Origin of the sequence: Burkholderia sola (assembly GCF_905400185.1) — a bacterium.
Classification (GTDB): domain Bacteria; phylum Pseudomonadota; class Gammaproteobacteria; order Burkholderiales; family Burkholderiaceae; genus Burkholderia; species Burkholderia sola.
This window is the reverse complement of the sequence record NZ_FR989675.1, coordinates 1,835,281-1,857,322: the sequence shown is the minus strand read 5'-3', so window position 1 is coordinate 1,857,322 and position 22,042 is coordinate 1,835,281. Positions and strand designations below refer to the sequence as shown.

23 protein-coding genes and 1 riboswitch are annotated in these 22,042 nt (G+C 70.0%); of the genes, 10 read left to right on the top strand and 13 right to left on the bottom strand.

Annotation, left to right across the window (positions count from 1 at the left end; translation table 11 throughout):
* The first annotated feature begins 135 nt into the window (after positions 1-135).
* Together KR541_RS08470 and KR541_RS08465 are read left to right on the top strand one after the other, a co-directional pair.
* On the top strand, positions 136-840 hold the full coding sequence (locus KR541_RS08470; protein ID WP_050012694.1) for a glutathione S-transferase N-terminal domain-containing protein: 705 nt from the start codon (positions 136-138) through the stop codon (positions 838-840).
* Positions 841-1,081: 241 nt separating this feature from the next.
* Positions 1,082-1,435, top strand: a complete 354-nt coding sequence (locus tag KR541_RS08465) for a colicin immunity protein (RefSeq protein WP_216089497.1) — start codon at positions 1,082-1,084, stop codon at positions 1,433-1,435.
* Between the two features lie 176 nt (positions 1,436-1,611).
* On the opposite strand, the gene KR541_RS08460 is transcribed toward KR541_RS08465, so the two are convergent.
* Positions 1,612-2,133, bottom strand: coding sequence for a MarR family winged helix-turn-helix transcriptional regulator (locus tag KR541_RS08460; RefSeq protein WP_124630383.1), 522 nt, complete (start codon positions 2,131-2,133; stop codon positions 1,612-1,614).
* A gap of 130 nt (positions 2,134-2,263) precedes the next feature.
* On the opposite strand from KR541_RS08460, the gene KR541_RS08455 reads away from it, so the two are divergent.
* The gene (locus KR541_RS08455; protein WP_089488442.1) at positions 2,264-3,442 is read left to right on the top strand and encodes an MFS transporter; all 1,179 of its coding nucleotides are present in this window, start codon (positions 2,264-2,266) and stop codon (positions 3,440-3,442) included.
* Between the two features lie 37 nt (positions 3,443-3,479).
* On the opposite strand, the gene cobM is transcribed toward KR541_RS08455, so the two are convergent.
* The 4 genes from cobM to cbiE are packed head-to-tail and all read right to left on the bottom strand — an operon-like array spanning position 3,480 to position 7,347.
* Positions 3,480-4,208, bottom strand: coding sequence for a precorrin-4 C(11)-methyltransferase (gene cobM, locus KR541_RS08450; protein ID WP_089488441.1), 729 nt, complete (start codon positions 4,206-4,208; stop codon positions 3,480-3,482).
* 42 nt (positions 4,209-4,250) lie between these two features.
* The gene (locus KR541_RS08445) at positions 4,251-4,982 is read right to left on the bottom strand and encodes a cobalt-precorrin-6A reductase (RefSeq protein ID WP_204383236.1); all 732 of its coding nucleotides are present in this window, start codon (positions 4,980-4,982) and stop codon (positions 4,251-4,253) included.
* Positions 4,979-6,067: a cobalt-precorrin-5B (C(1))-methyltransferase gene (locus tag KR541_RS08440; RefSeq protein WP_124630384.1), complete on the bottom strand. Its 1,089-nt coding sequence runs from the start codon at positions 6,065-6,067 to the stop codon at positions 4,979-4,981. Before KR541_RS08440 ends, KR541_RS08445 begins: the two co-directional genes overlap by 4 nt.
* The gene (gene cbiE, locus KR541_RS08435; protein WP_216089637.1) at positions 6,067-7,347 is read right to left on the bottom strand and encodes a precorrin-6y C5,15-methyltransferase (decarboxylating) subunit CbiE; all 1,281 of its coding nucleotides are present in this window, start codon (positions 7,345-7,347) and stop codon (positions 6,067-6,069) included. Before cbiE ends, KR541_RS08440 begins: the two co-directional genes overlap by 1 nt.
* 202 nt (positions 7,348-7,549) lie before the next feature.
* Positions 7,550-7,740, top strand: a riboswitch (cobalamin riboswitch).
* A 107-nt stretch (positions 7,741-7,847) separates the two neighbouring features.
* Here cbiE and cobG point away from each other — a divergent pair.
* The 5 genes from cobG (at position 7,848) to KR541_RS08410 (ending at position 13,974) form a co-directional block, all read left to right on the top strand.
* On the top strand, positions 7,848-9,209 hold the full coding sequence (gene cobG, locus KR541_RS08430) for a precorrin-3B synthase (RefSeq protein WP_283813221.1): 1,362 nt from the start codon (positions 7,848-7,850) through the stop codon (positions 9,207-9,209).
* Positions 9,202-9,828 carry a precorrin-8X methylmutase gene (locus KR541_RS08425; protein WP_124593110.1) on the top strand — a complete coding sequence of 209 codons (627 nt, stop codon included), beginning with the start codon at positions 9,202-9,204 and terminating at the stop codon, positions 9,826-9,828. The genes cobG and KR541_RS08425 overlap by 8 nt, the downstream gene beginning before the upstream one ends.
* Positions 9,825-10,559 (top strand): precorrin-2 C(20)-methyltransferase, encoded by a 735-nt coding sequence (locus KR541_RS08420; RefSeq protein WP_050012643.1) that lies wholly within the window; start codon positions 9,825-9,827, stop codon positions 10,557-10,559. Before KR541_RS08425 ends, KR541_RS08420 begins: the two co-directional genes overlap by 4 nt.
* Complete coding sequence (cobJ, locus tag KR541_RS08415) at positions 10,556-12,271, top strand: precorrin-3B C(17)-methyltransferase (protein WP_176015665.1); 1,716 nt, start codon at positions 10,556-10,558, stop codon at positions 12,269-12,271. Before KR541_RS08420 ends, cobJ begins: the two co-directional genes overlap by 4 nt.
* Before the next feature lie 347 nt (positions 12,272-12,618).
* Positions 12,619-13,974, top strand: coding sequence for a chitinase (locus KR541_RS08410; protein ID WP_050012641.1), 1,356 nt, complete (start codon positions 12,619-12,621; stop codon positions 13,972-13,974).
* A 102-nt stretch (positions 13,975-14,076) separates the two neighbouring features.
* Here the strand turns inward: KR541_RS08410 and KR541_RS08405 are convergent, their stop codons facing one another.
* The 4 genes from KR541_RS08405 to KR541_RS08390 form a co-directional block, all read right to left on the bottom strand.
* The gene (locus tag KR541_RS08405; RefSeq protein ID WP_050012640.1) at positions 14,077-14,820 is read right to left on the bottom strand and encodes an IclR family transcriptional regulator; all 744 of its coding nucleotides are present in this window, start codon (positions 14,818-14,820) and stop codon (positions 14,077-14,079) included.
* A gap of 60 nt (positions 14,821-14,880) precedes the next feature.
* Entirely contained in the window at positions 14,881-16,047 is a 1,167-nt protein-coding gene (locus KR541_RS08400; protein ID WP_050012639.1) for an acyl-CoA dehydrogenase family protein, read from the bottom strand.
* Positions 16,048-16,084: 37 nt separating this feature from the next.
* Complete coding sequence (locus KR541_RS08395) at positions 16,085-17,386, bottom strand: CitMHS family transporter (protein WP_050012638.1); 1,302 nt, start codon at positions 17,384-17,386, stop codon at positions 16,085-16,087.
* A 132-nt stretch (positions 17,387-17,518) separates the two neighbouring features.
* Entirely contained in the window at positions 17,519-18,682 is a 1,164-nt protein-coding gene (locus KR541_RS08390; protein WP_050012637.1) for a CaiB/BaiF CoA transferase family protein, read from the bottom strand.
* A 277-nt stretch (positions 18,683-18,959) separates the two neighbouring features.
* Between KR541_RS08390 and KR541_RS08385 the strand changes: the two genes are divergently transcribed.
* Positions 18,960-19,220 carry a hypothetical protein gene (locus KR541_RS08385; RefSeq protein WP_050012636.1) on the top strand — a complete coding sequence of 87 codons (261 nt, stop codon included), beginning with the start codon at positions 18,960-18,962 and terminating at the stop codon, positions 19,218-19,220.
* Between the two features lie 157 nt (positions 19,221-19,377).
* Positions 19,378-19,782, top strand: coding sequence for an NUDIX hydrolase (locus KR541_RS08380; RefSeq protein WP_050012635.1), 405 nt, complete (start codon positions 19,378-19,380; stop codon positions 19,780-19,782).
* Positions 19,783-19,838: 56 nt separating this feature from the next.
* Here the strand turns inward: KR541_RS08380 and KR541_RS08375 are convergent, their stop codons facing one another.
* The 4 genes from KR541_RS08375 to KR541_RS08360 all read right to left on the bottom strand — a co-directional run bounded on the left by KR541_RS08375 (position 19,839) and on the right by KR541_RS08360 (position 21,985).
* Positions 19,839-20,165 carry a low molecular weight protein tyrosine phosphatase family protein gene (locus KR541_RS08375; protein WP_050012634.1) on the bottom strand — a complete coding sequence of 109 codons (327 nt, stop codon included), beginning with the start codon at positions 20,163-20,165 and terminating at the stop codon, positions 19,839-19,841.
* A 28-nt stretch (positions 20,166-20,193) separates the two neighbouring features.
* Complete coding sequence (locus KR541_RS08370; protein ID WP_050012633.1) at positions 20,194-20,766, bottom strand: DUF1993 domain-containing protein; 573 nt, start codon at positions 20,764-20,766, stop codon at positions 20,194-20,196.
* A gap of 96 nt (positions 20,767-20,862) precedes the next feature.
* Positions 20,863-21,315, bottom strand: a complete 453-nt coding sequence (locus tag KR541_RS08365; protein WP_050012632.1) for a YaiI/YqxD family protein — start codon at positions 21,313-21,315, stop codon at positions 20,863-20,865.
* Between the two features lie 61 nt (positions 21,316-21,376).
* Entirely contained in the window at positions 21,377-21,985 is a 609-nt protein-coding gene (locus KR541_RS08360) for a vWA domain-containing protein (RefSeq protein WP_050012631.1), read from the bottom strand.
* Positions 21,986-22,042 lie beyond the last annotated feature (57 nt).

Here is a 22,042-nt window from a genome sequence, read left to right as displayed (position 1 = left end):
CCCCTGCATCGATTTCCCGGATCGGCTACAGTGGGCGCTTTCGGCGCGCTCCGCCCCGCCGCCGAGCCGTGAACCGTGCGCGAGCGCGACGGCACGGGCGGAGCGCGGATCATTCACTTCGACGAGCGAACCTTCATGCCCGATCTGTCCGCCTTCCCGATCACGCAAAAGTGGCCGGCCCAGCATCCCGACCGTCTCCAGCTCTACTCGCTGCCGACGCCGAACGGCGTCAAGGTGTCGATCATGCTCGAGGAAACCGGCCTGCCGTACGAGCCGCACCTCGTGCGCTTCGACACGAACGACCAGTTGTCGCCCGAATTCCTGTCGCTGAACCCGAACAACAAGATTCCGGCGATCATCGATCCGAACGGCCCGGACGGCCAGCCGCTGCCGCTGTTCGAATCGGGCGCGATCCTGATCTATCTCGCGGACAAGACGGGCCAGCTGATCCCGAAGGATCTCGCGGGCCGCTACGAGACGATCCAGTGGGTGATGTTCCAGATGGGCGGCATCGGGCCGATGTTCGGCCAGGTTGGCTTCTTCCACAAGTTCGCCGGGCGCGATTACGAGGACAAGCGACCGCGTCAGCGCTACGTCGACGAGTCGAAGCGCCTGCTCGGCGTGCTCGACGCCCATCTCGCGAACCGCCAGTGGGTGATGGGCGATACGTACACGATCGCCGATATCGCGATCTTCCCGTGGGTGCGCAACCTGGTCGGTTTCTATGAGGCGGGCGATCTGGTCGGGTTCAGCGAATTCCGGAACGTCAAGCGGGTGCTTGACGCGTTTGTTGCTCGTCCGGCTGTCGCGCGGGGGCTTAATATTCCGGCGCGGGGTTGATCGGTTACGCGGGCGCACCACGTGCGGCCCGCGCCCTGCGACCTGCGACGCCCGCCGCATTGTGCGGAGGGTTTTTTTGGGTCATCGCGAATTTTCGGGGAACGCTGGGAAGACTGTCGGTCTTCGGCCAGGAGCGGACTAGTCGACAACCGTTGCGCAAAGCGGCCATTGGCGTCGTCCGCAATCGTGAAGAACAATCGAAAATGAACTTCTCACAGTCGGATTGTATTGAAACCACCCTATGAACATCGATCGTTCTCGCGTCTACGATTCGTCGGATGACTTTTTTTCCCTCGATGGAAGCATCGTGATGCAGCTTTCTACCGACGCGGCAATTGCAGTTTGTGAGCGGGCGGCCCAACACGGCTTGGTTGTCGCTCGAATCGAAGGCGGCATATGGCATTTTCCTGGATTCGAAGCGAGGGTCGATTGCATTTGGGATGGTGCTGATCCTCCTATTGATCTGAGCGCTGCGGAACGAAATAATCAAAGGGCAGCCGAGTTCATTAGATCGGAGAGCCCGCCGCACGATGTTTTCTTGATGACGGCCCCGCCGATGACAGGTTGGAAATCCAGACAACCACAGGGCTTTTGACGCCCCCATGATGCATTTCGGCCACGCAGATTTACACCCAGGTCACGGTCCCGCTCATTCCACGGTAAACGTCCGTTTTGCCAAGACGTCCAGGTCCGCTTCGGGTCGGCAAGCGACGCCCACGAAAATTCACGAAGAAATTTTTTGCCCGCCGCGTACGTTCCATCACGCATTCTTCAACGCGACGTCCCTTCCCCCCCTTCCGGCGCCCCACCTTCCAGCCTCGCCAGCAACTTCCCCAGCAGTTCCGACAACTGCGCCTGCTCCGCCGCCGACAACACAGCCAGCACCTCGCGCTGATTATCGATATGCGCACCAACCGCCTCATCGATCAGCGCCCGCCCCGCATCCGTCAGCGCGACGAGCGTGCCGCGCCCGTCGGCCGGGTTCGGCCGACGCTCGACCCACCCCGCCTTCTGCAGCCGGTCGATGCGCGCGGTCATCCCGCCCGACGACATCATCAGCGCGTCGTACAGCGCGGTCGGCGTCAGCGCGAACGGCGCGCCACTGCGCCGCAGCGTCGCGAGCACGTCGAATTCGCCCGGCTGCATGCCGTAGCGCGCGAACAGCGGATTGAGACGGTCCCGCGCGATCACGAGCGCGGCTTCCTGCAGCCGCCCCATCACCACCATCGACGTTGCGTCGATATCCGGACGCTCGGCGCGCCATTGCGCGAGCGCATGCTCGGCTCGATCCATTAACCCTCCTCGGCTCACCAGTTATCTTGACGTCAAGATAACTCGCCATATATCTTGATGTCGAGATACTTTACCGGAAAAACGCGCGGCGTCTCGCTGACAGCCGCGCACCGATATCGAGGGCCTTGCAATGAATCGCTTCACTTCCCCCGGATGGCGGCTCGCCGCGATCGTGCTCGTCGGGCTGAACCTGCGGCCGGCGCTCGCCGCGGTCGGCCCGTTGCTCGACATGATCCAGCGCGCGACGGGTATTGGCGACGGCGCGGCCAGCCTGCTGACGACGATCCCGATCCTGCTGATGGGGCTCGGCGCGCTGAGCGCGCGGCGGCTACAGCGCATCACCGGGATCGTGGGCGGCGTGTGGCTCGGCGTCGCGTTGATCGGGCTGGCCTGCGCGTCGCGCGTCGGTGCGCAGCACGCATGGCTGCTGCTCGCGAGCGCGTGCTGCGCGGGCGTCGGGATCGCGATGGTGCAGGCGTTGTTGCCCGGCTTCGTGAAGGCGCATTTCGCGACGCGCATCGGCGGCGCGATGGGCGTCTATTCGACGTCGATCATGGGCGGCGCGGTGCTCGCGAGCGTCGTCGCGCCATTCGCCGCGGCGCGCTGGGGCTGGCTCGCCGCGCTCGCGGGCTGGGCGCTGCCTGCGGCGCTCGCCGCACTGGCGTGGCCGCTGGCCAGCCGCGGTGGCGACGCGCTGGCCGGCGGGCCGGCGTCGGTATCGAATGCACGGCCGACGCGTTCGCCGCGCGCATGGCGGCTCGCGCTGTTCTTCGGCATCGCGACGGGCGCTTACACGCTCGTGCTCGCGTGGCTGCCGCCGTACTACATGCGGCTTGGCTGGTCGCCGACCGTGGCCGGCAGCTTGCTCGGCGGCGTGACGCTCGCGGAAGTCGTCGCGGGGCTGACCATTTCCGCGACGATCGACCGCCTGCCCGATCGCCGGCCCGCGCTGCATGCGGCGATCGCGTCGCTGTTCGTCGGCTTGCTGGTGATGCTGGCCGCGCCCGACGCGCTCGCGTTGCCGGCCGCGCTGCTGCTCGGCGCGGGGATCGGCGCGCTGTTTCCGCTGTCGTTGATCGTCACGGTTGACCATGCGGCGACGCCGGCCGATGCCGCGTCGCTGACGGGGTTCGTGCAGGGCGTCGGCTACCTGGTCGCAGGCTTGTTTCCGTTCGCGGCCGGCCTGGTGCGCCAGCATCTTGCGGACCTGACGCCCGCGTGGATCGCGATGGCGTGCCTCTGTGTCGCGCTGTTCGCGCTGGCGGCGGGGTTTGCGCCGAAGCGGGTGCGACGCATGGCGCGGGCCTGAGCGACGCCGCGGGCCAGCGGCGCGGGCGCGAGTGCGTTCAGCCCCCGCTCGCGTACAGCGTCGAATCCGCGAACCCTTCGGCGTCGAGCACGCGCCCGATCAGGATCAGCGCGGTGCGCTCGATCTGCGTGCCCTGCACCTTGTCGACGATGTCGGCCAGCGTGCCCGTCACGCGTTCCTCGTCGGGCCAGCTAGCGCGATAGATCACCGCCACCGGGCAATCGGCGCCGTAATGCGGCAGCACTTCGTCGACGATACGCGCGAGATGGCGCACGCCGAGATGGATCGCGAGCGTCGCGCGATGCGCGGCGAGCGCGCCGAGCGCTTCGCCTTCCGGCATCGTCGTCTTGCCCGCGAAGCGCGTGAGGATCACCGTCTGCGCCACGCCGGGCAGCGTCAGCTCGACACCGAGCGTCGCCGCGCACGCAGCCGTGGCCGTCACGCCCGGCACGATTTCGTACGGAATCCCGAGCGCTTTCAGGCGGCGGATCTGTTCGCCGATCGCGCCGTACAGCGACGGGTCGCCGGAATGCACGCGCGCGACGTCCTGCCCTTTCGCGTGCGCGGCGGCGAGCAGCGCGACGATCGCATCGAGGTCGAGCTCGGCCGTGTTGACGACCTGCTCCGCGCAATGACCGTCGAGCACGGCGGCCGGCACGAGCGAACCCGCATACAGGATCACCGGGCACATGCGCACGAGGCGCTGGCCCTTCACCGTGATCAGCTCCGGGTCGCCAGGGCCCGCGCCGATGAAGTACACCGTCATCGAAAATTCTCCGTCAATTCGTGGGGTGACCGCTGCGTCGCGTCAGGCGCGCGCGGCCGGATCGAGTGCGTCGATGAGCGCCGTGACCGAGTCGAACCCGCGGTCGGCATCGGGCAGCGGCGGCCGACGCAGCATCACGACCGGCAGCCTGCGTTCGCGCGCGACGTCGAGCTTGGCCTCGGTGGCCGCGCCGCCACTGTTCTTGCTGACGACGACGTCGATGCCGGCCAGCGCGAATAGCGCGCGCTCGCCGTCGGGCGTGAACGGCCCGCGCGCGGCGATGACCTGCGCGCGGGCGTTGCCGGGGTGCGCATCGAGGCAGCGCACGAGCCAGAACTGGTGCGGCGGGATCGCGTCGAGATGCGCGAGCGGCTCGCGGCCGAGCGTGAACAGCGGACGCCTGAACGGCGCGAGCGCGGCCTCGATGCCGGCCCAGTCGTCGACCATCCGCCAGTCGTCGCCCGGTTGCGGCGTCCACGGCGCGCGGCGCAGCGCCCATAGCGGCACGCCCGCGTCGCGCGTCGCCGCCGCGGCGTTCGCGCTGATTTGCGCGGCATACGGATGGGTCGCGTCGATCACGAGGCCGATGCCGGCGTCGCGAAGATACGCGGTCAGCCCGGCTGCGCCGCCGAAACCGCCGACGCGCACGTCGCAGCGCAAATCGTCGGGCGTCTTGCCAAGGCCGGCGAGACTATAGACATGATGCGGGCCGAGCGCGCGCGCGATTTTCAGCGCATCGCCGGTGCCCCCGAGCAGCAGGATGCGCGGGCTCATCGCGCCTCCCCGACGAAGCGGCCCTGTCGATCGATCGCGAACATTTCGACCGCGACCGACGGCGGCACGATGTCGCGCGCGACCCGCAGCGCGTGCGCGCAGACCAGATCGCCGAGCGGCACGCCGTCGGCCTGCGCGAGCTTCAACGCTTCCTGGCTCGTGTTCGCGGCGCGCATCGCGGCCTGCAGCGCATCGCTCGCGCCGGCTTGCGCCGCCCACTGCGCGAGCAGCGGCAGATCGATGCTCGAATGGCGGCTGTGCAGGTCGAGATGGCCGGCCGCGAGCTTGCTGAGCTTGCCGAAGCCGCCGCACATCGACAGGCGCGCGACCGGCGCGCGCCGCAGGTGCTTGAGCACCGCGCCCGCGAAATCGCCCATCTCGATCAGCGCCATGTCGGGCAGATGGTAGTGCGCGCGCATCGCATCCTCGCTCGCGTTGCCCGTGCAGGCGGCGATGTGCGCGATGCCATTCGCTCGCGCGACGTCGATGCCCTGATGAATCGACGCGATATAGGCCGAGCACGAAAATGGCCGCACGATGCCGGTCGTGCCGAGGATCGACAGCCCGCCGACGATGCCCAGGCGCGGGTTCATCGTCTTCAGCGCGAGCGCCTCGCCGCCTTCGACGCCGATCGTCACGTCGAAACCGCCCGTGTAGCCGTGTTCAGCGGCGAGCGCTTCGAGGTGCGTGGTCATCATCTGGCGCGGCACCGGGTTGATCGCCGGTTCGCCGACCGGCAGCGTGAGCCCCGCACGCGTGACCGTGCCGACGCCCGGCCCCGCATGAAAACGCACGCCGGGCGCCCCCGCGAGCGCGACGCGCGCGAAGATCAGCGCGCCGTGCGTGACGTCCGGATCGTCGCCGGCATCCTTGATCGTGCCGGCTTCGGCGCCGTCGGCCGTGACGCGGCAGAATTCGAGCCGCATCATCACGCGCTGTCCCTTCGGCAGCACGATCTCGACCGCGTCGTCCGCGTGACCCGCGAGCAGCAGCCGCGCGGCCGCGAGCGACGTCGCGGTCGCGCAGCTGCCGGTCGTGTAGCCGAAGCGCAGCGGCGCGGGCTGTTCGGGGGTTTCGTCGCGCATCACGCGTCCGCTGGGTTCGACGGGTTCGCCCTATTCGACGAACCTGCCGCGTCGGCCGCGTCTGTCGCGTCTGTCGCGTCGGGCTTGCGCCCGTCGTACAGCGTGACCGGCAGCGGCTGCCGCCACGTGTCGAAGCGGCCGAGCGGTTCGGCGTGCGCGAGCGACACGCGCGTGAGCGTGCCGCCGTGCGCATCGCGCCACGCGGCGAGCGCCATCTCGCCTTGCAGCGTGACCGCGTTCGCGACCAGCCGTCCGCCGGGTTTCAGCGACGCCCAGCACGCGTCGAGCACGCCGGGCGCCGTCGCGCCGCCGCCGATGAAGATCGCGTCGGGCGCGGCGAGCCCCGCGAGCGCATCGGGCGCACGGCCCGCGACGAGTTGCAGGCCCGGCACGCCGAGCGTATCGCGGTTGTGTTCGATGAAGCGCTGCCGCTCCGCATGCGCTTCGATCGCGATCGCCTGGCAGGATGGATGCGCGCGCATCCATTCGATGCCGATCGAGCCGCTGCCGGCGCCGACGTCCCACAGCAGTTCGCCGCCCGCGGGCGCGAGGCGCCCGAGCGTCATCGCGCGCAGGTCGCGCTTGGTGAGCTGGCCGTCGTGGCGGTACGCGTCGTCGGGCAGGCCGGGCGTGAGCGCGCGGCGCGGCGCGTCGGGGCCCGCCCGGCAGTCGAGCGCGACGAGATTGAGTGCGGCGGTTTCGTCGATGTTCCAGTCGTGCGCGAGGCCGTCGATCCGCCGTTCGAGCGGGCCGCCCAGATGTTCGAACACGCTGATGCGCGTCGGCCCGAAGCCGCGGGCGACGAGTTCGGCCGCGACCGCGGCCGGCGTACGGCCGTCGGCGCTCAGCACGAACAGCCGCCGGCCCGGCAGCAGGTGGCGGCCCAGCGTCGCGAGCGGACGCCCGACGAGCGAGACCGCGCCGACGTCCTGCAGCGCCCAGCCGAGCCGCGCGGCCGCGAGCGACAGCGACGACGGCGCGGGCAGCACGCGCCATTCGTCGGGGGAAAGCGCGCGGGCGAGCGTCGCGCCGACGCCGAACAGCATCGGGTCGCCGCTTGCGAGCACGCACACGGGCGCGCCGCGGCGCGCGAGCAGCCCCGACAGGTCGAACGGCGATGGCCATGCTTCGCGCGCGGCGCGCAGCCGCGCGGGCAGCATGTCGAGATGCCGTTTCGCGCCGACCACGTGCGTCGCATCGAGCAGCGCGCGCCGCGCGTGGCGTCCGAGCCCCGCGTAACCGTCGTCGCCGATGCCCACTACCGTCAGCCACGCCGTCATGCACCCTTCCCCATCGTTCGATTCCATCGTGTCGCCGCGCGGCCGTGAAAGCGCCGGTGCCGCCGTCCGCGTTGCAAAAAACGGCATGGTACCGTGTTCCACCCGGCGTTTCATCTGCCGGCTCGCCCGCGCCCGACCGTTGCCCGCTTCGCCGGCCTCGAACGGCCGGCCGGTCGCGAATCGCGGCCGAAATCGGGTATCCTACGGCCGTTCGTTCGCCGGTGCCCTTCGGGGCCGAAGAGGGAACACAGGGCGCACCGCGCGCCGCTGTGGCTGCCCCCGCAACTGTAGACAGCGAGCCGATCTCCCCCTCATGCCACTGGTTTCACCGGGAAGGCCGGGAGGCGGCGCCGACCTGTCAGCCAGGAGACCTGCCGGCCAGAAAGTGCGTGCGTGCCAGTCGGCGTCGGGCGGGGTGTACCGATGCGTTGGCCGTGGCGCCACACTGTTCCGGTATCCCGTTGAATTCCGCCCCCGATTCGATTCCTGCGTCGCCCATCGTGCGCCCGTCGGCTTGCCCGGGGCTCGTGCGCGTGGTCGCGGCCGCCGACGGCGGGCTGTGCCGGATCAAGCTGCCGGGCGGCCGGCTCGACACGCGCCAGGCGCGTGCGATCGCCGCCGCCGCGCGCCTGCACGGCTCCGGCGAGATCGATGCGACCAATCGCGCGAATCTCCAGTTGCGCGGCATTCGCGACGGTGCGTCCGATGCGCTCGCGCGCGCGCTGCTCGAAGCAGGGCTCGGCCCGCGCACAAGCGCCGGCAACACCGCCATCGATGCGGCCGCGCTCGCGGCGAGCGACGACGTTCGCAACGTGATGCTGAGCCCGCTCGCCGGGCACGACCCGGCCGCGCTCGTCGATAGCCGGGCGCTCGCCATGCCGCTGCTCGACATGCTCGCGAGCGAGCCGCGCCGCGGCGAACTGTCGCCGAAATTCTCGATCCAGCTCGACGGCGGCGAAGCGGTCGCGGCGCTCGATCATCCGCACGACGTCTGGCTCGCCGCGTGGCGTCGCGGCGACGGCGCGGTACGTCTCGCGGCGGGGCTGGCCGGCTGCCCTCCGGTTGCGCACGACGACCGGCCCGCGTCGGTCGACGTGTCGATCGATCAGGGCGTCGCACTGGTCCGCGCACTGCTGCTCGCGTTCCTCGATCTCGCGCCGGCCGACGTCACGCGGATGCGCGCGTTGCTGTCGATGTGCGGCGAACGCACGCTGCTCGAGCGCGCGCAACACTATCTGCCGTTCCCGCTCGCGGCCGATCCGACGCTCGCCGGCTGGCGGCGCACGCCCGCGGACGCCGCGTTGCGTTTCGGCGCATACCCGTCGCGCGACGCGGCACGCTGCAGCATCGGCGCGCAATTCGCGCTCGGGCGGCTTGACGCGGCGCAACTGGAGCGGCTCGCCGCGCTGGCCGAAGCCGACGGCGACGGCACGCTGTCGATGACGCCGTGGCAAGGCGTGTTCATGCACGGCGTATCGAACCAACACGCGGCCGCGACGCGCGAAGCACTCGCGTCGCTCGGCCTCGTGTGCGCGGCGTCCGACCCGCTGGCGACGCTCGTCGCCTGCACCGGCAGCGCGGGCTGCGCGAAAGCGCACGCCGACACGAAACACGACGCGCGCGTGCTTGCTGCGCGCGTCGGCCATCCGCTCGACGTGCATCTGACCGGTTGCGAACGCCACTGCGCGCTGCCGCACGCTGCCGTGCATACGCTCGTCGCGGTGGCGCCCGAACGCTACGACCTTTATCGGCGCGACGCGGCCGCGGGCCTCGGCGCCCTGCTCGCGCGCCGTCTGACGATTGACCAGGCCGCGATCCGCCTCATGGACGCGCGGCACAGCCAGGACACCACCGATGCTTGACTACATTCGCGACGGGCAGGAAATCTACCGTCAGTCGTTCGCGACGATCCGCGCCGAGGCCGACCTGTCGCAGGTGCCGCCCGATCTCGAGAAACTCGCGGTACGCGTGATCCATGCGAGCGGGATGGTCGACGTCGTGTACGACCTGCGTTTTTCCGCTGGCGCCGGCACGGCCGGCCGCACCGCGCTCGCGGCCGGCGCACCGATCCTGTGCGACGCGAGGATGGTCGCCGAAGGCATCACGCGCGCGCGGCTGCCCGCGGCCAACCGCGTGATCTGCACGCTCGGCGAGCCGCAGGTGCCCGATCTCGCGCAACGCCTCGGCAACACGCGCTCGGCCGCCGCGCTCGAACTGTGGCGTCCGCATCTCGCGGGCAGCGTCGTCGTGATCGGCAATGCGCCGACCGCGCTGTTCCACCTGCTCGACATGATCGACGCCGGCGCGCCGCGCCCCGCGCTGATCGTCGGTTTCCCGGTCGGCTTCATCGGCGCGGCCGAATCGAAGGCGGCGCTCGACGCCGACAGCCGCGGCGTGCCGTACGTCACGCTGCTCGGCCGGCGCGGCGGCAGCGCGATGGCCGCCGCCGCGGTGAATGCGCTCGCGACGGAGGTCGAATGACGCGCGCGCGCGGACGGCTGTTCGGGGTCGGGGTCGGCCCCGGCGATCCGGAACTGATGACGATCAAGGCGCTACGCGTGCTGCAGGCGGCGCCCGTGGTCGCGTATTTCGTCGCGAAGGGCAAGAAAGGCAACGCGTACGGCATCGTCGAAGCGCACCTGCTCGACGGACAGACGCAACTGCCCCTCGTCTATCCGGTGACGACCGAGGCGCTGCCGCCGCCGCTGTGCTACGAGACGGTGATCGCAGATTTCTACGACACCGCGGCCGAGATCGTCGCCGCGCACCTCGATGCAGGCCGCGACGTCGCGGTGATCTGCGAAGGCGACCCGTTCTTCTACGGCTCGTACATGTACCTGCACGACCGTCTCGCGCCGCGCTACGACACCGAGGTGATCCCGGGCGTGTGCGCGATGCTCGGCGGCACGGCCGTGCTCGGCCAGCCGCTCGTCTATCGCAACCAGAGCCTGTCGGTGCTGTCGGGCGTGCTGCCCGAGCACGAACTGCGCGAGCGGCTCGCGCGGGCCGACGCGGCCGTCGTGATGAAGCTCGGCCGCAATTTCGACAAGGTGCGGCGCGTGCTCGACGAACTCGGGCTCGCGAAGCGCGCGCTCTACGTCGAGCGCGCGACGATGGCGAACCAGCGCATCGTGCCGCTCGACGAAGTCGATCCGATGGCGTCGCCGTATTTCTCGCTGCTCGTCGTGCCGGGGGAAAAATGGCAAGGATGACGACGCCGCCCGCGATCGTGATCCTCGGCGCGGGCGCGCTCGATACCGCGCGACGTATCCAGGCGCGTTATCCAGATGCCCTCGTGCACGGTCTCGCGTCGCGCGTCGACGCCGACGTGCCGTTCGACGAACTCGGCCCTCACCTGCGCGAACTCTATGCGCGCGGCTTGCCGATCGTCGCGCTGTGCGCGGCCGGCATCGTGATCCGCTGCCTCGCGCCCGCGCTCGCCGACAAGGGCGTCGAGCCGCCGGTGCTCGCGGTCGCGGAGGACGGCTCGGCCGTCGTGCCGCTGCTCGGGGGGCTGACCGGCGTCAACGTGATCGCGCGCGAAATCGCCGAATGCGTCGGCGTCGCGCCGGCGATCACGACGAGCGGCGAACTGCGCTTCGGCGCGTGCGTGCTCAATCCGCCGGAAGGCTATGCGCTCGCCGATCTCGCGCAGGGCAAGCGCTTCGTGTCCGACCTGCTCGCGGGCGCGTCGATGCGCATCGACGGCGCCGCGCCGTGGCTCGACGACGTCGCGCTGCCGCGCGATGCCGCAGCCGCGCACGCGATTCGCGTGACGCCCGATGCGTGGCGCGGCGCGCGCGACGAACTCGTGATTCATCCGCGCAGCGTGGTGGTCGGCGTCGCCGCGAATGCCGCGCATGCCGGCGAAGCGCTTGCTGCGCGCATCGAAGCCCTGCTCGACGCACAGGGCCTCGCGCGGCTGGCGCTCGCGGCCCTCGTCGCGCCCGCATCGGCGATCGGCGAACCCGCGCTGGAAGAAGCGGCGAACACGCTCGACGTGCCGCTGCGTTTCGTCGATAGCGATAGTGACCGCGACGCGCCCGCCGACGCCACCACGCTGCTCGGCCGCGCATTACGCGTCGCCCACACGCTACGTGAAGAATCGAACGGCCTCGCGTGCGCGATCGCATCGCACCCGGTCGATCCGGCCACGCTCGGCCGCGCACGCGGCCGCCTGACGGTGCTCGGCCTCGGCCCGGGCGGCGCCGCCTGGCTCACGCCGGCCGCACGCGCGGCGCTCGCGGATGCGACCGACATCCTCGGCTATACCACCTACGTGAACATGGCCGGCCCGTTTCGGGCCGACCAGCGCGTGCACGGCACCGACAATCGCGAGGAAATGCAGCGTGCGCGCCATGCGTTCGAACTGGCGGCCGAGGGCCGGCGCGTCGCGGTCGTGTCGTCGGGCGACCCCGGCGTATTCGCGATGGCCGCGGCCGTGCTCGAAGCGCTCGATGAAGCCCGAGACCCGCAATGGGCCGCGGTCGACCTGCGCGTGGAGCCCGGCATCTCGGCGTCGCTCGCGACGGCCGCGCAGGCCGGCGCACCGCTCGGCCACGATTTCTGCGCGATCTCGCTGTCGGACAACCTGAAGCCGTGGGACGTGATCGAGACGCGCCTGCGGCATGCGGCGCAAGCCGATCTCGTGATGGCGTTCTACAACCCGATCTCGCGTGCGCGGCCGTGGCAGCTCGACCGTGCGCTCGATATCGTGCGCGTGCATCGCGCGGCCGACACGGTGGTCGTGCTCGGCCGCGACATCGGCCGGCCGGGCGCGACGCTTTCGACCACGACCCTCGGCGCGCTGCGCAGCGACCAGGTCGACATGCGCACGATGGTGATCGTCGGCTCGTCGACGACGCGGCGTTTCGCGATCGGCAACGCACGCGAATGGGTCTATACGCCGCGCTGGTATCGTTGAACGCCGCTGCGCCCGCCGGGTTGCGCATACCGCATCCCGGCGGGGTTCGCACGAATGTGAATGCGCATGCGAGCGAGCCGTTGATCGGCATGCCGGTTCGCTGGAACCGGTCCATCCGCGCGGCGGCGCGCGATCGATCGGAAAAAGTGCCCTCCGCGCGTTTCGATATTCGACCGAATCGGCAAGTTCGTTACGTATCGGAAATCGAATAACAAAAAGAAGAACACCTAAGTTTCCTATTCGACGCGAATCCTCCAAGATAGGCACGCCGCCGGCGGGACACGTGCGTTGCCCCCCGGCGACGATACGCAGGCCAGCGTATCCCTCTTCCACTTGGAGAACACAGAATGAACAACAATGTGTTGCCGCGTTTCATTCCGCGTGGGTTTGCCGCGGGTTGTCTGCTCGCGATGGCGAGCGTGTCGCACGGTGCCGGCGTCTATGCGCCGTATGTCGACGTGACGCTTTATCCAACGCCGTTGGTCGATCAGATCGGCGTGCGCCAGGGCATCCAGCAGTTCACGCTCGCATTCGTGGTCGCGGGCAACGGCTGCGTGCCGTCGTGGGGCGGCGTGCAGCCGATCGGCAACGGCGCGAGCGGCGGGCTGCTGACCGCGCTGTCCACGTCGATCGCGAGCTACCGCGCGAAAGGCGGCGAAGTCGCCGTGTCGTTCGGCGGCGCGAACGGCACGCCGCTGATGCAGGCGTGCTCGACGGTTCCCGCGCTGAAGACCGCGTACCAGACGGTGATCGACACGTACGGCCTCACGCATATCGACTTCGACATCGAGGGCGCGTCGCAGCAGGACACGGCGGCGGTCACGCGCAACTTCCAGGCGGTCGCGCAGTTGCAAGCCGACTATGCGGCGAAGGGCAAGCCGCTGCACGTGACGCTGACGCTGCCGACGATGCCGACCGGGCTCACGCAGGACGGCGTGAACGTCGTCAACGCGGCCATCGCGAACAAGACCACGTTCGACGCGGTCAACGTGATGGCGATGGATTACGGCCCCGCGAACATCGACATGGGCGCCGCCGCGATCAGCGCCGCGCAGGCGCTCTATTCGCAGCTCGACACCGCGTTCAAGTCGGCCGGCCAGCCGAAGACCAACGCGCAGCTGTGGCAGATGGTCGGCGTCACGCCGATGATCGGCGTCAACGACGTGCAGGGCGAAACCTTCACGCTCGCGAATGCGCAGACCGTGCTGAACGCGGCCGTCGCGAACGGCTACGGTTTCTTCGGCAACTGGTCGGTCGGCCGCGATCAGGCGTGCCCGTCGGGCGGCACGTATGCGTCGCCGACCTGCTCCGGTGTCGCGCAGCAGCCGTACGCATTCGCGACGATCTTCAAGAAGCTCGACGGCAAGTGGGGCGCGGGCGTCACGCAGGATCCGAACTACGGCGGCGGCTCGGACGGCGGCACGCCGCAGCCGGGCGCACCGTGGGCGGCCGGCCAGGTCTATACGGCCGGCGCGACGGTCACCTACCAGGGCACCACGTATCAGGCGCAGTGGTGGACGCAGGGCGACGTGCCGGGCCAGGCGGCCGTGTGGAAGCCGATAAGCGGCGGCACGCCCGCGTGGTCGGCGACGACCGCGTATCAGGGCGGCACGTGCGTGACGTATCAGGGCGCGAAGTATTGCGCGAAATGGTGGACGCAGGGCGACAACCCGAGCGCGGGCGGCGTGTGGGTGAAGTCGTGACGGTGCGACACACCCGCGCGTGACGTGCGGCGGGCCGCTTCCGGCGTGGCGGGACCGCACGCCGGCGACGGCCCGTTGCCCGCGCCGTCGCGCGCCGCTGCCCTACCCGCGCGCGTGCTCGGCCTGCAGCCGCGCCTTCGCGTCGACGAGCAGCGCCGCATGCGTGTCGCGATGCTGGCGGATCCGCTCGGTCGGCCCGACGACCGACAGCCCGTACCAGTCGCCGTCGAGCGTCAGCGCGACCGCGATCGCCGATAGCTCCGGCGCGCTCTCGCCGAAATTCTCGGCCCAGCCGAGTTCGCGAAACCGCGCGGTCTGCGCGACGAGCGCCGGGAGGTCGGCCACCGTCGCGTCGGTAAAGCGTTCGAACGGCAGTTGCGCGCCGAGCGCCTGCTGCGCATCGCTCGCGAGTTCCGCGAAAATCGCCTTGCCGATCGAGTTCGCATGCAGCGGCCGCAGCTCGCCCGGCTGACGCGTATAGCGGATCGCCTGTTCCGATTCGACGACGTCGAGATACGTGACCGACGCACCCTGGATCTTGCCGAGCACCGCCGTTTCGCGGCTCGCGTCGCGCAGCGCGACGAGGTGCGGATGCACGATGTCGACGACCGGATCGGTCGCGTCGATCGCGGCGGCGACCGTCTGCAGGCGTCGCGTCGGATAGTAGCCGCCGCGCTTGCGCACTTCGTACAGATAGCCGCGGCTCACGAGCGTGCGCGCCATCGCGAGGCAACTCGACGCCGGCACATTGAGCAGGCGCGCGAGTTCGGTGAGCGGCAGCGGCCGCCGTTCGGCGGCGAACAGCTCGAACAGGTCGAGCGTGCGGGCAACGAGTTTGACGTCCATGACGAGCGCTTGATTCGGAACGGGAAACCGCGCGCCGGGCGGGCCGCCGGGTCGCTACGGTCAGTATGACTTCGGCAGCCCGAGCACCTTCTCCGCGATGTAGCACAGGATCAGTTGCGGACTCACGGGCGCGAGCCTCGGAATCATACACTCGCGCAGATAGCGCTCGACGTGATATTCCTTCGCGTACCCCATCCCGCCGTGCGTCGCGATCGCCGTCTGGCACGCGTGGAACGCGGCTTCCGCGCCGAGGTATTTGGCCGCGTTCGCCTCCGCGCCGCACGACTGGCCCGCGTCGTAGCGCGTCGCGGCCTTCATCACCATCAGCCACGCGGCCTCGAGCTGCATCCACGCCTGCGCGAGCGGATGCTGGATCGACTGGTTCTGCCCGATCGGCCGGCCGAACACGACGCGCTCGCACGCATACTGCGTCGCGCGGCGCAGCGCGGCCTGCCCGAGGCCGATCGCCTCGGCCGCGATCAGGATCCGTTCGGGGTTCAGCCCGTGCAGCAGATAGCGGAAGCCGTCGCCTTCGTGGCCGATCAGGTCGTCGCGCGACACGCGCAGGTTGTCGATGAACAGCATGTTCGAATCGACCGCCTTGCGGCCCATCTTCTCGATCTCGCGCACTTCGACATGCGAACGGTCGAGGTCGGTATAGAACAGGCTCAGCCCGTCGGTCGGCTTCGCGACCTGGTCGAGCGGCGTCGTGCGCGCGATGATCAGCATCTTGTTCGCGACCTGCGCAGTCGAGATCCAGATCTTGCGTCCGCTCAGCACGTAGTGATCGCCGTCGCGGCGCGCCTGCGTGCTCAGGTGCGTGGTGTCGAGCCCCGCATCGGGTTCCGTTACTGCAAAACACGCCTTGTCGTGGCCGGCGATCAGCGGCGGCAGGAAGCGCGCCTTCTGCGCGTCGTTGCCGAACACCTGCACCGGGTTCAGCCCGAAGATGTTCATGTGGACGGCCGACGCGCCGGACAGCCCCGCGCCCGACGCGCTGATCGTGCGCATCATCAGCGCCGCCTCTGTCATCCCGAGCCCGGCGCCGCCGTAGGCCGGGTCCATCGCGATGCCGAGCCAGCCGGCGTCGGCGAGCGCCGCGTGGAAATCGGCGGGAAACCCGCCGGCGCGATCGCGTTCGAGCCAGTAGTCGTCGCCGAAGCGTTCGCAGATTTTCTCGATCGCGCTTTCGATCGCGCGCTGGTCGTCGGTCAGGTCGAACTGCATGGACTGCTCTCCCGGAAAGCGTGAACGGCCGCGCCGCTCACAATGGAAACAGGCCCGTCGCGACCGCGGCGAAGACCATCAGCACGGTGGCGGCGAACAGGAACGGAATCGTGAATTTCTGGTGCTCGGCGAGCTCGACGCCGGTCAGGCCGACGATCAGGAACGTCGCGGGCGTGAGCGGGCTCACCGGAAAGCCCGTCGTCATCTGGCCGAGCAATGCGGCCTGCGCCATCTGGATCGGCGGCACGCCGAGCAGCTTGCCGCTCTCCGCGAGCACCGGCAGCACACCGAAGTAGAACGAGTCGGGATCGAACAGCAGGCTGAGCGGCATCGACAGCAGCCCGAGCACGAACGGCATGTGGCGCGCATGCTCGACGGGCACGTGCGCGACGACGACCTCGGCCATCGCCTTCAGCATCCCTGTGCCGGACATGATGCCGGTGAACGCGCCGGCCGCGAGCAGCACGCTCGCCATCATCAGTGCGGCCTTCGCATGCGCGTCGATCCGCTCGCGCTGTGCCTGGACGTCCGGATAGTTGATCACCAGCGCGGCGACCGTGCCGAGCATGAACATCACCATCGGGTCGACGATGCCCGACACCAGCGTGCCGAGCACGACGAGCGTGAGCGCGACGTTGATCCCGAAGCGTCCCGGGCGGCGCAACGCGCGTTCGGCGTCGGTCAGCTCGCGCGGCGCGATCGCGAGCGCGGCCGCGCCGGCGCGGTCGAGCCCGAGCCGTTTCGCCTCGCGCACGCCGAGCACGTACGCGGTGCCGAACACGAACACGAGCCCGACGATCTGCACCGGGATCATCGGCGTGAAGATCGTCGAACCGGGAATGTGCAGCGCGGCCGATGCGCGCAGCATCGGGCCGACCCACGGCAGGAAGTTGACGCCGGCCGCCATCGACGCGACGCACGCGAGGATACGGCGATCCATCCCGAGCCGCGTATAGAGCGGCATCATCGCGGGCAGCGTGACGAGAAACGTGACCGCGCCCGAGCCGTCGAGATGGATCAGCAGCGCGAGCAGCGCCGAGCCCATCACGATGCGCGGCGGATGGCAGCCGATCACGCGCAGCACGCCCGCGATGATCGGGTCGAGCATCCCCGCATCGGTGAGGATTCCGAAAAATAGAATCGCAAAAACGAACATCCCGGCGATCGGGCCGATGTTCTGTACGCCGTGCACGACGAACTTGCCGGTCTGCAGTCCGAAACCGGCCGCGAGCGACGCGGCCACCGGCACGACGATCAGCGCGACGAGCGGCGACAGCCGCTTCGTGATGATCAGGCCGAACAGCGCGACGATGGCGACCGCGCCGATCCATGCGAGCATGATGCGTCTCCTCTTCAGCCGGCGCGCATCGACGGGCGTGTCGATGCGCGGGCCGACGTGATGTCCGAATGTGGGTGTGCGCGGCGCGCGGCCGTGCGCCGCTGTGCGGCACGGCCGACGCCGCGATGCCGGTCAGGTGCGGCGGTGGTCGTCGTTGCCGTTGTCGTCCTCAAACACCTGCGCCGCATGTTCGTTCAGCGCGGGCGGCGGCCGCCGGTACGTGGCCGGCGTGCGGCCGAGCTTGATCGGCGACGCGATGCCGCGGTGCCGGCCCAGCTCGACCTTCATCTGCCGGTGCGCGACATGCGGATGGTCGAGCGCCGCGTCGAGCCCGAGCACGGGCGCGCACGGCACGCCGCGGCGCATCAGGTGCTCGGCGAGCGTCGCGCCGTCGTGCGCGGCCAGCGCCGTTTCGAGCAGCGTGCGCAGCGCGGCGCGGTGCTGGCTGCGCGCGCGGTTGTCCGCGAAACGCGGATCGTCGAGCCAGTCGCGCGTGCCGAGCACGTCGCACAGCGCGGCGAACTGCCCGTTGTTGCCGACCGCCAGGAAGATGTCGGCGCCCGCCGTCGGAAAGCTGTCGTACGGCGTGATGTTCGGATGCGCGTTGCCGGTGCGCACGGGCGCGTTGCCCGAATGAAAGAAATTCGGCGTATGCGGATGGAGGATCGACAGCGCGCAGTCGAACAGCGTCGATTCGACGAACTGGCCGCGCCCGCTCGCATCGCGCTCGCGCAGCGCCATCAGCACGCCGAGCGCCGCGTTCAGCCCCGTGACGAGATCGACGATCGGCACGCCGACGCGCAGCGGGGCACCGCCGGCTTCGCCGTTGACGCTCATCAGCCCGGCCAGCGCCTGCACGGCCGCGTCGTAGCCCGGCAGCCCGCCGAGCGGGCCGTCCGCGCCGAAACCCGACACGCGGCAATACACGAGGCGCGGAAACCGCGCATGCAGCGCGTCGAACCCGAGCCCCCAGCGCTCCATCGTGCCGATCTTGAAGTTCTCGACCAGCGCGTCCGCGCGTTCGAGCAGTCCGAGCAGCCGCTCGCGATCGGCCGGCTGCGTCAGGTCGAGCGCGATGCCGAGCTTGTTGCGGTTCACGCCGAGGAAATACGACGCGGTGTCGCCGTCGAACGGCGGGCCCCACGTGCGCGTCTCGTCGCCGGACGGCGGCTCGACCTTGATCACCTCCGCGCCGTGGTCGGCGAGGATCTGGGTCGCGTACGGGCCGCCCAGCACCCGCGACAGATCGATGATGCGCAATCCCGCCAGCGCGCCCTGCTGCTCGTGTTCCGCCATGCGTCTCGCTCCTGGTTCCGGTCGATCGGACCGCCGGTTCCGGTGGCCGGGCGCTTGCGCGCGGCTTCTCCGGATTTGACGAATAATTCTTGTGTGTGAATTTATATTCACACCGGAGAATTATGTTGTCAAGCCCGGAGGGACCCGGCTGCCGCGCGGATCGCGTCGTCGCGCGCAAGCGGGAACGACGCCGAACGCAGGCCGGTTGCGGTGACGCCCCGCCGTTCGCTAAGCTGACGGACCACGTTCATCCCGAACGACACGAGACGGAATCTCCATGAAACGATTGTGGCTGGCGGCCCTCGTGCTGGCGTCGACGCTGGGCGTCGCGCATGCGCAGAACCAGACTTTCCATTTCGGCGAAGGGCAAACCGGGATGCCGGGCGCCGCGCCGCATGCCGCCGCGCCGGCGGCCCGGCCCGCGCCCGCACGTCGGCACGTGACCGCGCCGTCGCCCCATCACCGGCGTGCGGTTCACAAGCGCCGCCATTCGCGCCACACGAAGCCGACGCGCAGCGGGATCTACACGCACGCGTGAGCTTTCGTCCATTCCGCCGTGCGACCGCGGTGCACGGAACTGTCACGAACGGCCGGTAACATCGGCGCGGCGGCTTGCATGCCGTCGCCGCCTGCTGTCGGACGACGGCCGCCGGCGTGCACTTCTCTCCACGATTCAGCACCTGTCTTGCCAGAACATGAGCACCGGGCCGGATACCCTCGCCGTCATCAAGGAACGCGCCACGATCGTGTGCCGCCAGCGCAGCAGCGTGCTGCTGGTCGCGCGCACCACGGCGCGCTGGTCGCTGCCGGGCGGCACGATCCGGCGCGGCGAGACGCCGCTCGAAGCCGCGCGGCGGGAACTCGCGGAGGAAACCCGGCTCGAGGGACTCGCGCTCGACTACGCGGTGCAGTTCGGCGGGCTGACGAAGTTGCATCACGTGTTCGTGGCCGACGTGCCGGCGCACCTGATGCCGCGCGCGAGCAACGAGATCGCCCACTGCAAGTGGTTCGCGGTCGACCGGCTCGACACGCTGCGAGCGAGCGTGCCGACACGCAAGATCATCGAGCTGCTGCGGCTCGACTGTTTTCTGCATTCGTGAGCGAACCGCTTCGCTAAGGTCGATGCCGGCTCAGGCTTGGGCACGGCTCGCGGCGATTACGCGCGCAGGAATGGGCCAGCCTTGCGTTCGAGCAGCGCGACGAGTTCGGGCTGCATGAACGCGTAGCGGTCGGGGATATCGAGGCAGACGATCTTCCGGTGCTTCAGATGCGCACCGAATTGCGCCGACAGTCGCGCTTTGTGCGCGCGCTCCATCACGAACACGATGTCCGCCCAATCGAGCTGCTCGGCGGACAGCCGCACGTCCGCGTCGGGCGCGAGGCCCGCGGAGTCGGTTTCGACGCCCGGCCACGCGGCGAACACCGCTTCGGCCGTCGGGCTGCGCAGCCGGTTGCGGCTGCAGAGGAACAGAGCACGTGCCATGTCGCTTCGCGGCCGCCCGGAGGCCGGCTCAACCCTGCGGAATCGTGCCCGGCCGCACGTAGGCGAGCATGTGCGGCACGTAATCGGCCTTGCCGAGTTCGACGCCGTGATGGCGCAGGATCGCGTACGCGGCGATCGCGTGAAAGTAGAACTGCGGCAGCGCCCAGTCGCGCGCGTACTGTTCGCCGGTCATGTCGAACGCGATCCCGTTCGGCATCTCGAGCGAGATCGGCAGCGCTGCGCCGCCATCGAGCGCATCCGGTGCGAGTTCGCCGAGAAAGGCGAGCGTGCCGGAGATGAGCGCCTGCGCATCGGCCGGCGAGCCGGGTTGCGCATCGGCATTCCAGCCCGCCTCGCGCAACGCGAGCAATGCCGCCGGCAGCGGTTCGCCGCGCAGCCGGTGCACCGGCTCCATCGCCTGGAAACACGAGAAGCGCACCTGCGCGGCGAGCGGACACATGTCGGGCGCGAGCCTCAGCGTCATCGCCGCGTCGGGTTCGTCACCGGCGGCCTGCCGGTGGGCGACGGCCTTGTCGAGCCACGCTGACTGGGCGCGCAGCATCTGGGCGTAGGTCGGAACGAGAAGTTGGGTCGGTGACACGCGTGCGCTCCTGTGCTGAGGGTTCGCGCCACACGATAGCAGCGTCGGCGCGAACCTGCATCCCGGCCGGGCGCAGACGGGCGCAAACGCATGCCGTTACGGCTTGCCGTGCCGCGCGAGGAACCGGTCGAACTGCGACGCGAACGTCTTGCCGTCGCGCGCGCTGAACGGCGCCGGCCCGCCGGTGTCGATGCCCGCGCTGCGCAACTGGTCCATCATCGCGCGCGTCGACAGGCGCTCCTCGATGTTCTCGCGGCTGAACCAGTTGCCGCGCGGGTCGAGCGCGTGCGCGCCCTTGTCGAGCACGGCGGCGGCCAGCGGGATGTCGGCGGTGATCACGAGGTCGCCGGGTTCCGCCAGCTCGACGATGCGCGCGTCGGCCACGTCGAAGCCGGCCGGCACCTGCACGGCCTTGATGAACGGCGACGGCGGCGTACGCAGAAACTGGTTCGCGACCAGCGTCACGTGGATTTCGGCGCGACGCGCGGCGCGAAACAGCATGTCCTTGATGACGGCGGGACATGCGTCGGCATCGACCAGTACTTGCATGGCGGGAGTGTCCAGTGGGCAGAAGCGCAAACGCCGATCATAGCGCACCGCCGACCGGCCATCAGCCGGCGAGATCCGTGCGAAGCGCGTCGACCGTCATCCATCGCGCGCCCCACGCCGCGGCGAGCCGCGCGCCCTGCCCGATTCGCACGGCCGCATCGTCGAAGTCGACGAACACGACGTGATCGGCCGCCGCGGGTCTGGCCGGCATCTCGCGCGTGCGGCCGTCGGACAGCACCCACAGCCAGCGCTGCTTGCCGGGCTCGCGGCGAGCGGCGCGGGCAAGCAACTGCGCGGCGGTCGCGATACCGTCCGCGAGCGGCGTGCCGCCGCCGCCGTCGACCGGCTCGAGCCAGCGCGCGTTCCACCAGCGCGGTACGGCCGGGCCGAAGCGCCGCGCGGCGCCGTTGCCGCCGAAGCAGATCAACGCGGTTTCGACGCGTGCGCGCGCAGCCTGATCGAAATACGCGACGATCAGCCCCTTCGCGAGCGCGAGCCGCTCATGCGACAACATCGACGCCGAACAGTCGAGCACGAAGCAATGTAGCGCGTGCGGCGTGCCCGCGCGTTTCCCGTAGCGCAGATGATCGCGATGCAGCGGGCCGCCGCGTTTCGCGGCGAGCGTCGCCGGCCACGCGACGGCCGTGCCGGCGCGCGCCGTGCCCGGCACGCGCGCGGCGGCGCCTGTCTGCCATCGAGGACCGCGAATCGCGTTCGCGGCGGCGCC

Bases quoted from the DNA above. Each gene is read 5' to 3' on its own strand.
- KR541_RS08470 (WP_050012694.1), top strand. From the start codon at position 136: ATGCCCGATCTGTCCGCCTTCCCGATCACGCAAAAGTGGCCGGCCCAG.
- KR541_RS08465 (WP_216089497.1), top strand. From the start codon at position 1,082: ATGAACATCGATCGTTCTCGCGTCTACGATTCGTCGGATGACTTTTTT.
- KR541_RS08460 (WP_124630383.1), bottom strand. From the start codon at position 2,133: ATGGATCGAGCCGAGCATGCGCTCGCGCAATGGCGCGCCGAGCGTCCG.
- KR541_RS08455 (WP_089488442.1), top strand. From the start codon at position 2,264: ATGAATCGCTTCACTTCCCCCGGATGGCGGCTCGCCGCGATCGTGCTC.
- cobM (WP_089488441.1), bottom strand. From the start codon at position 4,208: ATGACGGTGTACTTCATCGGCGCGGGCCCTGGCGACCCGGAGCTGATC.
- KR541_RS08445 (WP_204383236.1), bottom strand. From the start codon at position 4,982: ATGAGCCCGCGCATCCTGCTGCTCGGGGGCACCGGCGATGCGCTGAAA.
- KR541_RS08440 (WP_124630384.1), bottom strand. From the start codon at position 6,067: ATGCGCGACGAAACCCCCGAACAGCCCGCGCCGCTGCGCTTCGGCTAC.
- cbiE (WP_216089637.1), bottom strand. From the start codon at position 7,347: ATGACGGCGTGGCTGACGGTAGTGGGCATCGGCGACGACGGTTACGCG.
- KR541_RS08425 (WP_124593110.1), top strand. From the start codon at position 9,202: ATGCTTGACTACATTCGCGACGGGCAGGAAATCTACCGTCAGTCGTTC.
- KR541_RS08420 (WP_050012643.1), top strand. From the start codon at position 9,825: ATGACGCGCGCGCGCGGACGGCTGTTCGGGGTCGGGGTCGGCCCCGGC.
- cobJ (WP_176015665.1), top strand. From the start codon at position 10,556: ATGACGACGCCGCCCGCGATCGTGATCCTCGGCGCGGGCGCGCTCGAT.
- KR541_RS08410 (WP_050012641.1), top strand. From the start codon at position 12,619: ATGAACAACAATGTGTTGCCGCGTTTCATTCCGCGTGGGTTTGCCGCG.
- KR541_RS08405 (WP_050012640.1), bottom strand. From the start codon at position 14,820: ATGGACGTCAAACTCGTTGCCCGCACGCTCGACCTGTTCGAGCTGTTC.
- KR541_RS08400 (WP_050012639.1), bottom strand. From the start codon at position 16,047: ATGCAGTTCGACCTGACCGACGACCAGCGCGCGATCGAAAGCGCGATC.
- KR541_RS08395 (WP_050012638.1), bottom strand. From the start codon at position 17,386: ATGCTCGCATGGATCGGCGCGGTCGCCATCGTCGCGCTGTTCGGCCTG.
- KR541_RS08390 (WP_050012637.1), bottom strand. From the start codon at position 18,682: ATGGCGGAACACGAGCAGCAGGGCGCGCTGGCGGGATTGCGCATCATC.
- KR541_RS08385 (WP_050012636.1), top strand. From the start codon at position 18,960: ATGAAACGATTGTGGCTGGCGGCCCTCGTGCTGGCGTCGACGCTGGGC.
- KR541_RS08380 (WP_050012635.1), top strand. From the start codon at position 19,378: ATGAGCACCGGGCCGGATACCCTCGCCGTCATCAAGGAACGCGCCACG.
- KR541_RS08375 (WP_050012634.1), bottom strand. From the start codon at position 20,165: ATGGCACGTGCTCTGTTCCTCTGCAGCCGCAACCGGCTGCGCAGCCCG.
- KR541_RS08365 (WP_050012632.1), bottom strand. From the start codon at position 21,315: ATGCAAGTACTGGTCGATGCCGACGCATGTCCCGCCGTCATCAAGGAC.